The sequence below is a fragment of the Tepidiphilus sp. HLB4 genome, assembly GCF_054823945.1.
Genome location: NZ_JSYB01000011.1, coordinates 46,477 through 59,206, shown reverse-complemented (window position 1 = coordinate 59,206; position 12,730 = coordinate 46,477). Strand labels below are relative to the sequence as shown.

Here is a 12,730-nt window from a genome sequence, read left to right as displayed (position 1 = left end):
TCCCATGGACAAAACCTTCCGCGACGCCGCGCTCTACTACCACCGCCACCCCACCCCCGGCAAGATCTCGGTGGTGCCCACCAAGAGCCTGAGCAACCAGCGTGACCTGTCGCTGGCCTATTCCCCTGGCGTCGCGGCCGCCTGCGAGGAGATCGTGCGTGACCCCCTCACCGCGCGGGAATACACTTCGCGCGGCAACCTCGTGGCCGTCATCACCAACGGCACGGCGGTGCTGGGGCTGGGCAACATCGGGCCGCTCGCCGCCAAACCCGTGATGGAAGGCAAGGGCTGCCTCTTCAAGAAATTTGCCGGCATCGACGTCTTCGACATCGAGCTCGACGAGAAAGACCCCGATCGAATCATCGACATCGTCGCCGCCATGGAGCCGACGCTGGGCGGCGTCAACCTCGAAGACATCAAGGCGCCCGAGTGCTTCTACATCGAGAAGAAGCTGCGCGAGCGCATGAAGATCCCGGTCTTCCACGATGACCAGCACGGCACCGCCATCATCTCCTCCGCGGCGCTCATCAATGGGCTGATGGTCGTGGGCAAGAAGATCGACGAAGTCAAGCTCGTGTGCTCGGGCGCGGGGGCTGCCGCGATCGCCTGCCTCGACCTGATGGTGCGCCTCGGGTTGAAACGGGAGAACGTCTATGTGTGCGATTCACGCGGCGTGATCCGCGTCGGGCGCGAGCCGGACATGGAACCGAACAAGGCGCGCTATGCCCAGGTCACCGACGCGCGCACGCTCGCCGAGGTGATCGACGGCGCCGACGTCTTCCTCGGGCTCTCCTCGGCGGGCGTGCTCAAGCCGGAGATGGTGGCCAAGATGGCGCGCGACCCCCTCATCTTCGCGCTCGCCAACCCCATTCCCGAAATCATGCCGGAAGTCGCCAAGGCCGTGCGACCCGACGCGATCATCGCCACGGGACGCTCCGACTATCCCAACCAGGTCAATAACGTCCTGTGCTTTCCCTTCATCTTCCGCGGCGCACTCGACGTGGGCGCCACCACCATCACCGAAGAGATGAAGCTCGCCTGCGTGCACGCCATCGCCGATCTCGCGCGCGCCGAGCAGAGCGACATGCTCGCGGGAGCCTACGGGGAAGCCGCACTCACCTTCGGACCGGACTATCTCATCCCCAAACCCTTCGATCCGCGCCTCATCGTGCGCATCGCCCCGGCGGTAGCGAAAGCCGCCATGGACTCGGGCGTGGCCACGCGGCCGATCGAGGATTTCGACGCCTACCGCACCACGCTACAGAACTTCGTCTACCACTCCGGCGTGGTGATGAAAACGGTGTTCTCGGTGGCGAAAAGCGTCCCGCCCGAGCACAAACGCGTGCTCTACGCCGAAGGGGAAGACGAACGGGTGCTGCACGCTGCGCGCGCCGTGATCGACGAGAAGCTCGCCCGCCCCGTCCTCATCGGCCGCCCCGCGGTGATCGAGATGCGCATCAAGCGCCTGGGGCTCAACCTCGTGCCCGAGCGCGACTTTGACGTCGTCAACCCCGAATCCGACCCGCGCTACAAGGAATTGTGGCAGCAATACCTCGAACTCATGTGCCGCAAGGGGGTGACGCCCGAAATCGCCAAGGTGCGCATGATGAGCGACACGACCCTCATCGGCTGCATGCTGCTCAAGAACGGCTACGCCGATGCGCTCGTGTGCGGCACCTTCGGCACCTACCATTCCCACCTGCAGCACGTGCGCGACGTCATCGGCCTGGCCCCGGACGCGCGCCTCTTCGCGGCGATGAACATCCTCATGCTGCCCAAGCGCACTTTGGCCATCACCGACACCTACGTCAACTACGACCCCTGCGCCGAAGACGTGGCCGAAATCGCCCGCATGGCCGCCGTCGAGCTCACCCGCTTCGGCTATGAACCCGCCGTGGCGCTGCTGTCGCACTCCAACTTCGGCTCGGCCGACACTCCTTCGGCGCGCAAGATGCGCCAGGCGCGCGACATCCTGCGCGCCTTGTGCCCGCAGCTCAACATGGACGGCGAGATGCACGGTGACTCGGCGCTCGACCCGGGCATCCGCCAGCGCCTGATTCCGGCAAGCACGCTCGAAGGCGAAGCAAACCTCCTGGTGATGCCCAATCTGGACGCGGCGAACATCGCCTTCAACCTGATGAAAGTGGCCAATGGCGACGGGGTCACCGTCGGCCCCATGCTGCTGGGCGCGGCCATGCCAGTACAGATCCTCACGCCCTCCTCGACGGTGCGTCGCCTGGTCAACATGACGGCCGTATCGGTGGTCGACGCGCTCGAGCTGCGCAACAAACTCAAAGCGCAATGACCGGGGAAGCAAGGCCATGCTGACGCACGCGATCCGTTTCTCCGCCCACGGCGGCCCCGAAGTCCTGCGCTGGGAGACGGTAGATCTGCCCGATCCCGGTCCGGGCGAACTCCGCATCCGCCACCAGGCGATCGGGGTGAATTTCATCGACACCTACCACCGCACCGGCCTCTATCCCGTCGCCCTCCCGTCGGGGTTGGGTCAGGAAGGGGCCGGCGTGGTCGAGGCCGTCGGCCCTGGCGTGACCGAATTTCGCCCGGGCGATCGCGTCGCCTACTGCGGCGGGGCTCTCTCACCCGTAGGCGCCTACAGCGAAGTACGCAACTTCCCGGCCGAGCGCGCCGTGCGCCTGCCCGACGACATTTCCTTTGAGACCGCCGCCGCGGTGATGCTGAAAGGCCTGACGGCGCAGTGTTTGGTACGCCGCACCCACCGCGTGCAGCCGGGCGACACGGTGCTCATCCACGCCGCTGCCGGCGGTGTGGGACTGCTGCTCGTGCAATGGGCCAAACAGCTCGGCGCCACGGTGATCGCCACCGCAGGCAACGATGAAAAAGCCGAACTCGTGCGCGCGCACGGCGCCGATCACGTCATCGTCTATACGCGGGAGAATTTCACCGAGCGCACCCGTGCGCTCACCAACGGACGAGGCGTCGACGTGGTCTACGACTCGGTGGGCCGCGCCACCTTCCTCGGCTCGCTCGATTCGCTCCGCCCCCTGGGGCTGATGGTCTCCTTCGGCAACGCCTCGGGCAAGGTCGAGCCTTTCGACATCGGGCTTCTCGCGCAGAAGGGTTCGCTCTTCCTCACGCGCCCGACGCTCTTCACCTACATCGCCCGGCGCGAGGATCTGCTCGCCATGGCCGAAGAGCTCTTCGCGGCGATCCGTCAAGGCTGGCTCGACGTCAAAATCGGCCAGCGTTTTCCGCTCAGCCAGGCGGCCGAGGCCCACCGCGCGCTCGAATCGCGCCGCACCATCGGCGCCACCCTTCTGCTGCCCTGATGACGCCCTACGTCCATCTGCGCCTGCACTCGGAATACTCGCTCACCGACGGCATCTGCACCCTCACGGATGCCGTCGCCGCGGCCGCCGCCGACGGCATGCCCGCCCTGGGCATCTCGGATGCGATGAACCTCTTCGGCATGGTCAAGTTCTACAAGGCCGCGCGCGCCAAGGGCATCAAGCCGGTGATCGGCGTGGACGTCTGGATCAGCAACGAAGAGGACCGCGCCCACCCCTGGCGGATGCTGCTCATTGCCCGCCACCGCGAAGGCTATCGCCAACTGTGCGAGCTCCTCAGTCGCGCCTATCTCGAGAACCAGTACCGCGGCCGCGCCGAGATCCACCCGGCTTGGCTCGAACGGGAATCCTGCAGCGGCCTCATCGCCCTCTCCGGGGCGATGGAGGGCGAACCGGGGCGCTTGCTGCTCGCCCAAAAAGAAGAGGAAGCCGAAGCGGCGGCGCGGCGCTGGGCCGAGGTCTTCCCCGACGCCTTCTACCTCGAGCTGCAGCGCGCCGGGCAGCCAGACACCGAGCTCTACGTGGAAGCCGCAGTCGGGCTCGCCGCCCGCCTGGGGTTGCCGGTGGTGGCCACGCACCCCATCCAATTCATGCGCCCAGAGGATTTCGAGGCGCACGAGGCGCGCGTGTGCATCGCCCAGGGCACGGTGCTCGCCGACCCCCGGCGCCCCAAGCCCTTTACCGCCGAGCAGTACTTCCTCAGCCGCGCCGAGATGGCCGAGCGCTTCGCCGACCTGCCCGAGGCGTTGGAGAACGCCGGCGAGATCGCGCGGCGCGCCTCGCTCTCCATCACGCTGGGCAAGAATTTCCTGCCGCCCTTCCCCACGCCACCGGGCGTGACGCTGGACGACTACCTCGTCGAGCGCGCCAAGGAAGGGCTGGAAGTGCGTCTGCGCGAACTCTACCCGATCGAGGCCGAGCGCGAACGCCAGCGCCCGCGCTACGAAGAGCGGCTCGCCTTCGAGACCGGAACCATCGTCCAGATGGGCTTTTCCGGCTACTTCCTCATCGTGGCCGACTTCATCAACTGGGCCAAGGAAAACGGCGTGCCCGTCGGCCCGGGACGCGGTTCGGGCGCAGGCTCGCTCGTCGCCTACAGCCTACGCATCACCGACCTCGACCCCCTGCGCTATGCGCTCCTCTTCGAGCGCTTCCTCAACCCCGAGCGGGTATCCATGCCCGACTTCGACGTCGACTTCTGCCAGGATCGGCGCTACCGAGTGATCGAGTACGTGCGCGATCGTTATGGGCACGACGCGGTGAGCCAGATCGCCACCTTCGGCACCATGGCCTCCAAAGCCGTGGTGCGCGACGTGGGGCGCGTACTCGACTTGCCCTATGGCCTGTGCGACCGCCTCTCCAAGCTCATCCCGCTCGAGGGTGTCAAACCGGTGTCGCTCGACAAGGCGCTCGAGCTCGAACCGCAGCTGCGCGAGCTGATGGAAGACGCCAACGACGGCGAGGCGATCCAGCAGCTGTGGCAGCTCGCCCGCCCGCTCGAGGGACTGGCGCGCAACGTGGGCATGCACGCCGGCGGCGTGCTCATCGCCCCGGGCAAGCTCACCGACTATTGTCCCCTGTATCTGGCCGACGGCGAGGACGCCGTGCCCGTGTCGCAGTTCGACAAGGACGACGTGGAAGCGATCGGTCTGGTGAAATTCGACTTCCTGGGGCTGCGCAACCTCACCATCATCGACCTCGCCCTCGACTACGTCGAGCGACTCACCGGCAGTCGCCCCAAACTCGAAACCCTGGGCTACGAGGATCCGGCCACCTACCAGATTCTGAAAGAGGCGAACACCACCGCCGTCTTCCAGCTCGAATCGGAGGGGATGAAGAAGCTCCTCAAGAAGCTCCAGCCCGACCGCTTCGAAGACATCATCGCCGTGCTCGCCCTCTACCGCCCCGGCCCCCTGGGGTCGGGCATGGTCGACGACTTCATCCTGAGGAAGAAAGGCGAGCAGGCCATCGACTATTTCCACGACGACCTCAAGCCCTGCCTCGAACCCACCTACGGCGTCATCGTCTATCAAGAGCAGGTGATGCAGATCTCGCAGATCATCGGCGGCTACACCTTGGGCGGGGCCGACCTGCTGCGCCGGGCGATGGGCAAGAAAAAGCCCGAGGAGATGGCCAAGCACCGCGAGATCTTCCGCGAGGGGGCGCGCAAGAAAGGCTACGACGAGGCGCTCGCCATGCGCCTCTTCGACCTGATGGAGAAATTCGCCGAGTACGGATTCAACAAGTCACACACCGCCGCCTACGCCGTGGTCACCTACCAGACCGCCTGGCTGAAAGCGCACCACTGCGCCGCCTTCATGGCCGCGACGCTGTCCTCCGACATGGACGACACCGACAGCGTCAAGATCTTCGTCGAAGACGCGCGCGCCAACGGCCTCGAGATCCTGCCGCCGGACGTCAACGCCTCCGCCTACCGTTTCGAACCGGTCGACTCGGGCACCATCCGCTACGGTCTGGGCGCGATCAAGGGGGTGGGCCGGCCGGCGGCCGAAGCCATCGTCGCCGAGCGTGAGCGCAACGGCCCCTTCCGTGATCTCTTCGAGCTGTGCGCACGCATCGACCGGCGAGCGGTCAATCGCCGCGTGCTCGAAGCCCTGGTGCGCGCCGGGGCGCTGGACACCCTGCCGGGACATGCCGGACGCGACCGGGCGCAGCTGCTCGCCACCGTCGGGCTCGCGCTGGAAGCGGCCGAGCAGGCGCAGGCGAACGTCCTGCAGGCGGGACTCTTCGACGATCTCCCCCAGGCCGAAGCGATGCAGCCGGCCTTTGCCGCCGTGCGCCCCTGGACCGAGCGCGAACGGCTCAAGGAAGAGAAGAGCGCCCTCGGATTCTTCCTCTCGGGGCACCCCTTCCATGCCTGGGCCGAGGAGGTGCGCCGTCTGGTCTCGAAGCCACTTGCCAGCCTCGAACCCGGTTGGGATCCGGTGTGGATCGCCGGGGTGGCCACCAACCTGCGCACCAAGATGGGCAACCGCGGCAAGATGGCCTTCGTCGAGTTCGACGACGGCACGGCCCAGGTCGAGGTGCTCGCCTACAGCGAGGTCTACGAGGCGTGGCGCCACGCCATCGTGCTCGACGAGCCGCTCTTCGCCGAGGTGAAAGTAAGCCCCGATGACTACTCGGGGGGCTTGCGGGTGGTGGCCGAGCGCTTCGCCACGCTCGCGCAGCTGCGGGAAGAACGCGCCCGGGCGCTCGCCCTCACCGTGGCGCTCGAACGCACCACGCCGGAATTCACCGCCGAGCTGGAATCCGCACTGCGTCCGCATCTCGGCGGCAGGCTGCCGCTCGCGCTCACCCTGCGCCTCGACGGCACCGAAGGGACGCTGCGCCTCCCCTCCGTCTGGACCCTGCACCCGCAGGAGAGCTTACTCGCCGCCCTGCGCGCGATTCCGGGGGTGGAGCGCGTCGAGGTGCGTTACGCCTAAAAAACGTCATCCCATGTTCAGCGGATGAATCGCTCGGTATCACCCCACCGCTCCGACCTGGACTTGGCTGCCGCTTCTCCCCGGGATCACCTCGATGCCGACGTCGATCTGGCGTTTGAGCTCGTCGACGTGGGAGATGATGCCGACCATTCGTCCCTTCTGCCGCAGCTCGCTCAAGGCTTTCATCGCCATGTCGAGCGACTCGGGATCGAGACTGCCGAAGCCTTCGTCGATGAAGAGGGTGTCGAGCTGGATGCCGCCCGCGTAGGCTTGCACGACGTCCGATAGCCCCAGTGCGAGCGAGAGGGCGGCCATGAAGCTCTCGCCGCCCGAAAGCGTGCTGGCCGGCCGGGATCGACCGGTGTATTCGTCGAAGACTTCGAGATCGAGGCCGGAGGCCCTGCGCGCATCGGCCACGTCCTCGCGCCGCTGCAGGCTGTAGCGGCCGCGGCTCATGGTGCGCAAGCGCAGGGAGGCTTGACGCAGCACGTCATCGAGCAGTGCCGCGAGCACGAACCGCTGGAAGGTGAGCTTCTTGCCATTGTCCCCGTTGGCGATACCGGCGAGGTGCCCCATCACTTCGTAGCGCGACTCAATCTCCCCCAGCTCCTGCCCGATGGCCGCGAGCACTTCGCACGTCCTGCGGTCCTGCCCGATACGCTCTTCGAGACTCTGCTGCTGGGCAACAAGCTGCTCGACGGCGCGCCGGACCTCTTCCTGGGCGGCTTTGAGCGCGGCGAGATTCGGTGGCGTTTTTCCGGCGACCTGGTTTTCGGCGCGCTGCAGGCGTTCCTTGGCTGCCGCCACGGATTCGTCGTAGGACTGGATCTCGGTGCGCAAGACGGCAATTTCTTCGGGGGAACGCATGGCCTCGCGGAAAGCGGCTTCGTCCGCGAAACCCTGTTCCTGCAGGGCCTTGAGGAAGACGGCGTGGGACTGGGCGAGGCGCACCGAGGCGGCATCGAGCGCTTCGGCGCGCTCCTGCCGCTTCGAACCCGCAGCCGCGTGCGCGGTACTCGCCTGCTGATGCGCTTCCTCGGCCGCTTTGAGCCGGGCGGCGAGCGTATCCGCTTGCTTGCGGACAGCGTCGATCGCCTGCTCGAGCGTGCGTACGTCGCGCAGAGGTTCCGGAATTCGGTCGGAACGTTCGCGGACTTGGGCCGCAGCCGCCGCGGCTTGGATCTTGAAGGTTTCGGTGCGGCTGCGCGTCTGCTCCAGCGCAGGACCGAGCGCGGCGAGCCGCTGCTCGCAAGCTTGGAACTCGGCCTTGGCTGCATCGAGCCGTTTGGTCGCTTCGAGCGCTCTCGCCAGGTCACGTTCGAGGTCGACCAGGCGCGCTTTGGCCTGCTCGAGGCTGGGGGGATCGGGCGGCAGTCCCGCCTCCAAGGTTGAAACTACGGATTCGGCCCCTGCGATCCGACCCAGAACGGCCTGATGCTTGGCACGAACGCTTTCCAAGGCGGATTCGGCCTGCTGCAGGGCCTTGGCGGCCGCATTCAGTTCTTCCTCGCTCGGCACGGCCTCGCCCGCCGTCGCCGGGGCAGGATGCTCCAGACTGCCGCAAACGGGACACGGAGCACCTTCGCTCAGGTGCAGGGCGAGCACGGCGGCTTGGCCACTGCGCCAGCGCGCTTCCAAATCCTCCTTACGCACCCGAGCGGCATCCCGCCCGGTCTGCGCGGCCTCCAAGGCTTGGCGGCATTTGGTTTCTTCGTCGCGGTGCGCGGCCAGGGCCGCTTTGGCCTGATCGAGTTGCTGCAGCGAGCGGATGAGTCGTTCCTGTTGGGCGAGATCGCGCCGCAGCGCCTCGACCCGCCCAGCCAGGGGAGTATCCGCCTCGATCGCCTGCTGCAGCCGTGCACGCTGCTCGGTGAGGGTTTTGGATTCTCCTTGCAGGCGCGCGAGTTCGGCCTCTGCCGCTTCGGCCGAGCGGGAGAGCTTCTCTGCTTCCCGCCGCGCCTCGTCGAACGTGCGCACGGCCTCGCGCAAGCCTTCGAGCCGCTCGAGCTCGCGAATGGCCCGTTCCCGTTCGGGCGCTCGCGCGCGTTCTTCCTGCAACCGAGATTCGGCCGATTCGCGCTGGCGGGCGGTGGCTTCGACCTCGCCCTCGGCCTGCGCCAACTGCTGGGCGAGCCGCTGCCGTTGCGCAGCGGCGTCCTCGAAGTTCGCATGGGCCGCAAGGACGAGCTGGGCCCGAGAAGCGACATCCAGCTCGCGGCGTCGGGTTGCGATCGCGGCGGCAGCAGCGCTCAGCCCGTCCAAGGCGGCGCGAGCGCGGTCTCGCTCCTCGAATTGCCGCGCCAGAGCTTCAGCAGCCGCGAGCGCGGCGGTGGCGTCCTTCTCTTCAGCGCGGCGACGTCGTTCTTCCTCCGCCAGGCTCGAGCGCTGTGCCGTCGCTTCCTCGATCCGGGCGCGGAGCGCTTCTTCTGACTCCACCCCGGCTTGTTCGAGCAGCGTCTTTTTTCGTGCCTTGGCTTCTTCGGCCTGACGCTCAAGAGCATTCGCCGCCGCTTTGAGCCGTTCCTGCAAGCGCTTGCAGGTTTCGGTGGCGAAGAGCGTCTCCAGAATCTGCTCCCGCTCCTTGGAGTCGGCCGCCAAGAGTTTGCGGAATTGCCCTTGCGGCAGCAGAATGACCTGGCGGAACTGGTCGGCTTCGAAACCGAGGAGCGCGACGAGGCGTTGCGTGACCTCCGTCGCCTTGCTGACGAGAGGCTTCCAGCCATCGCCATCCCACACCTGCAGTTCGGCCCTGGCCGGAATCCTGACCCGCTGATCCTTCTTGCCCCGCAGGGCGGCGCGTTCCTGCTCTGGCGAACGCTTGACGCGATAGCGCCTGCGTCCCAGACCGAACTCGAACTCGACTTCGGTGAGCGCATCGTCCGCGGCATGATGGCTGCGCATCTCCTTGGCGCTCCGCTCGCTGCCGGAGGTCTCGCCATAGAGCGCGTAGCAGATACCATCGAGGATCGAAGTCTTTCCTGCCCCCGTAGGGCCGTGGATCAGAAAGAGCGCATCCGGCGGCAGGCGCGTGAAGTCGATCTCCTCGCGTTGGGCAAAGGGGCCGAAGGCGCTCAGGATCAGGCGGATCGGTCTCATGGGGCCACCTCCCGTTCCTGCTGGGACAGGGCAGAGATCTCGGTATGCAGCAGGCGCCTGGCGGATTCATCGAGCGCGCGCCCCGTCATCTCGCGGTAGAAAGCCTCGAAGAGTTCGTCCAGCCCGACTTTGCGGTGATCGGTGCCCGCTTCGAGCCCAGCTCCCGCTCCGGCAAACTGCGGACGCTCGATGGCGAGCGCATTGGGGTAGGCCGTGCGCAGTTTTCCCATCGCATCGAGGAGCGCACTCGTGTCCGTGAGCCGGGCAAGGACGTAGTCGTCCCGGCCGGGATCGTCTCCGGCGGCGGCCAAAATCTCGTCCAGGCTGCCGCTGAGGATGCGCAGGTCCCGACGCGGAGTGAGCCGCAGGCGTTCGAGACGCACGCAGCCCTGTCCGTCGAGCTCGACCAGCGAAACGCTCTTGTCGTGGCCGACCTCGGCAAAAGAATATTTCAAGGGCGAACCGGCATAGTCGATGCGACCACCGGCCAGGCTCTGGGGGCGATGCAGATGGCCGAGCGCCACGAAATGGAATCCCTCGAATACCTCCGCCCCGACGAGACCGGTCCCGCCAACCGACAGAGGGCGTTCGGATTCGCTCGCCGTCCCACCCTGCACGAAGGCGTGGGCGATGAGCACCGAACGGCGACTTTGATCGTGGAGCCGTCGAATGCGTTCGACCTGAGCCTTCATCGCCGCGTGGTGGTCCGCAATCGACTCGTCCTCCAGGCACTGACGCACCAAAGGGGGCTCGGCGTAGGGCAATGGATAGAAAGCGACCTCGCCGTAACGGTCTCGCAGCAGCACGGGAGAGACGTCGGCGGTCGCAAGCCCCCGGACCGTGAGCCCGGCTTCGGCCAGAAGACGCGCACCAAAGCCGAGCCGATCGGGACTGTCATGGTTGCCGGCGATGAGCAGAACGGGCGTGCGCTCGCCCACCACGATCCGGGTGAGCGTCTCGTCGAGCAGGCGAACGGCCTCGGCCGGCGGGACCGAGCGGTCGTAGACGTCGCCGGCGATCAGCACCACATCCGGGCGCTCCGAACGCACGAGCCCGACCAGCTGATCGAGCACGTGCGCCTGGTCTTCCAGGAGTGAGACGCCGTGATAGACGCGGCCGAGATGCCAGTCGGCAGTGTGCAGGATCCTCATGTCCCCTCCGGAAGATTTTCCCGTCCGAACCGCGGCAATGCCCCAATGCTACGATAAGGCCATCGCCCGGGCAGGTGCTTGTCCAGCCTCTGATCGATCCATTATATCCCCCGGATCCCTCGAGAGCGGACGAACCAGACTACCCGCTACCTCGACCGCAGTGGCATCGTGCCGATGCCGCCAGACGGATCGAGCCGGCGCTCCGAGTCGCCCCATCTTTCCCCGTTCCAGGGCGCGATCCATTTGAGCAAAAGCATGCCCGGCACGGCCAGCGCCACGCAGCAGAAAAAGAAATTCATCCAGCCCAGCCGTTCGGCGAGTACGCCGGCAAAGGCATTGATCACAGTGCGCGGCACGGCGGCGAGACTCGTGAAGAGCGCGAACTGCGTGGCGGTGTAAGCCGGATGGGTGGTGCGCGCGATGAAGGCGGTAAAGGCCGCCGTCCCCAGTCCGACGCCCAGATATTCGACGGAAATCACGCCGGCCAGTGCAGCGCGCTCGAAGGTGCCGACGTGCGAAAAAGGGCCGAGCCAGGCCAGCCAGGCAAAACCGAGAATGGCGAACATCTGCACCAGGCCGAAGAGCCACAAGGCGCGGTTGATGCCGATGCGCACCATCCACAGGCCACCCGCCAAGCCGCCGAGAATGGCCGGCCACAGACCGGCGTGTTTGGCGATCAGGCCGATGTCGGTCTTGCCGTAGCCCATGTCCAGGTAGAACGGCGTCGACAAGGCGGTGGCGAGCGAGTCGCCCAATTTGTAGAAAAACAGAAAAGCCAGGATCCAGAAGGCATCGCGCCAGCCGCGTCGGCCGATGAATTCCTGCCAGGGTTCGATGCAGGCCGCCCGCAGGGTGCGCGGCCGGTCGACGACGACCGGTTCGCGGATGAAGAGCGCCATCGCCATGCCCGGCAGGATGAACAGCGCCGTGATCCAGAAGACCATGTTCCACGGCAGACGGTCGGCGAGGATCAGCGAAAGCGAACCGGGAACGAGGCCGGCGAGCCGGTAGGCATTGACATGCACGGCATTGCCCAGGCCCAGTTCCCTCTCGGCGAGCAGTTCGCGGCGAAAGGCGTCGAGCGCCACGTCCTGGGTGGCGGAACAGAACGCCAGCAGCGCGGCGAGGCAGGAAATGGCGAAAATGTGCGTCCGCGGATCGAAACCGCCCAAGCCGCCGATGCAAAATAAAAGGCCGATCTGGGTGATCAGCATCCAGCCACGCCGCCGGCCGAGCGGCGGCGCGAAACGGTCGAGCAGAGGCGACCAGAGGAATTTCCAGGTGTAGGGAAACTGGATCAGGGCGAAGAAGCCGATGGTCTTCAGGTCGACGCCTTCGCTGCGCAGCCAGGCGGGCAGCAGGTTGATGAGGAGGTAGAGCGGCAGCCCAGAGGCAAAACCGGTAAAGATGCAGATCAGCATCTTGCGGGTGAGAAGCGGGGCAAGCCAGGCAGGCATGGTCATTTTCTCGGCAATCGGAAGCCTCTTTCAAGAATTGGCCTCGATGGCAAGCCGACGTTTTCCCTTTGAAGACCAAAAGCATGATAAGCCGTCACGACCGGGGCAATCCACGCCGGTCCGACGAAAATCGTCACTCGCGTAACCTGGCCGAAGAGCATGACCACCACGACGAACGCGAGCGCGGCATCGAGATTATAAAACTCATTGTTTCGCCCAAACGAAAATCTTGACGTTGAGGTTGCAATGGGGGC

General features: G+C 66.3%; 6 protein-coding genes. 3 read left to right on the top strand and 3 right to left on the bottom strand.

Annotation, left to right across the window (positions count from 1 at the left end):
• Positions 1-4: 4 nt before the first annotated feature.
• From OA56_RS03115 to dnaE, 3 genes are read left to right on the top strand one after another with little or no spacing between them, the layout of a single operon-like run.
• Positions 5-2,305 carry an NADP-dependent malic enzyme gene (locus tag OA56_RS03115; protein WP_461583374.1) on the top strand — a complete coding sequence of 767 codons (2,301 nt, stop codon included), beginning with the start codon at positions 5-7 and terminating at the stop codon, positions 2,303-2,305.
• A 19-nt stretch (positions 2,306-2,324) separates the two neighbouring features.
• On the top strand, positions 2,325-3,308 hold the full coding sequence (locus tag OA56_RS03110; protein ID WP_141056249.1) for a quinone oxidoreductase family protein: 984 nt from the start codon (positions 2,325-2,327) through the stop codon (positions 3,306-3,308).
• A complete protein-coding gene (gene dnaE, locus OA56_RS03105) occupies positions 3,308-6,772 on the top strand; it encodes a DNA polymerase III subunit alpha (RefSeq protein ID WP_461583373.1) in 3,465 nt (1,154 codons plus the stop codon). The genes OA56_RS03110 and dnaE overlap by 1 nt, the downstream gene beginning before the upstream one ends.
• A 39-nt stretch (positions 6,773-6,811) precedes the next feature.
• Here dnaE and OA56_RS03100 read toward each other — a convergent pair whose 3' ends face one another.
• The 3 genes from OA56_RS03100 to OA56_RS03090 form a co-directional block, all read right to left on the bottom strand.
• The gene (locus OA56_RS03100; RefSeq protein ID WP_461583372.1) at positions 6,812-9,868 is read right to left on the bottom strand and encodes an AAA family ATPase; all 3,057 of its coding nucleotides are present in this window, start codon (positions 9,866-9,868) and stop codon (positions 6,812-6,814) included.
• Entirely contained in the window at positions 9,865-11,019 is a 1,155-nt protein-coding gene (locus OA56_RS03095) for an exonuclease SbcCD subunit D (RefSeq protein ID WP_461583371.1), read from the bottom strand. The genes OA56_RS03100 and OA56_RS03095 overlap by 4 nt, the downstream gene beginning before the upstream one ends.
• A 146-nt stretch (positions 11,020-11,165) precedes the next feature.
• Complete coding sequence (locus tag OA56_RS03090) at positions 11,166-12,476, bottom strand: AmpG family muropeptide MFS transporter (RefSeq protein ID WP_072247891.1); 1,311 nt, start codon at positions 12,474-12,476, stop codon at positions 11,166-11,168.
• Between the last annotated feature and the right edge of the window lie 254 nt (positions 12,477-12,730).

What these genes read in the sequence shown, in the direction of transcription:
- OA56_RS03115 (WP_461583374.1), top strand. Translation starts at nt 5, where the DNA reads ATGGACAAAACCTTCCGCGACGCCGCGCTCTACTACCACCGCCACCCC.
- dnaE (WP_461583373.1), top strand. Translation starts at nt 3,308, where the DNA reads ATGACGCCCTACGTCCATCTGCGCCTGCACTCGGAATACTCGCTCACC.
- OA56_RS03100 (WP_461583372.1), bottom strand. Translation starts at nt 9,868, where the DNA reads ATGAGACCGATCCGCCTGATCCTGAGCGCCTTCGGCCCCTTTGCCCAA.
- OA56_RS03095 (WP_461583371.1), bottom strand. Translation starts at nt 11,019, where the DNA reads ATGAGGATCCTGCACACTGCCGACTGGCATCTCGGCCGCGTCTATCAC.
- OA56_RS03090 (WP_072247891.1), bottom strand. Translation starts at nt 12,476, where the DNA reads ATGCCTGCCTGGCTTGCCCCGCTTCTCACCCGCAAGATGCTGATCTGC.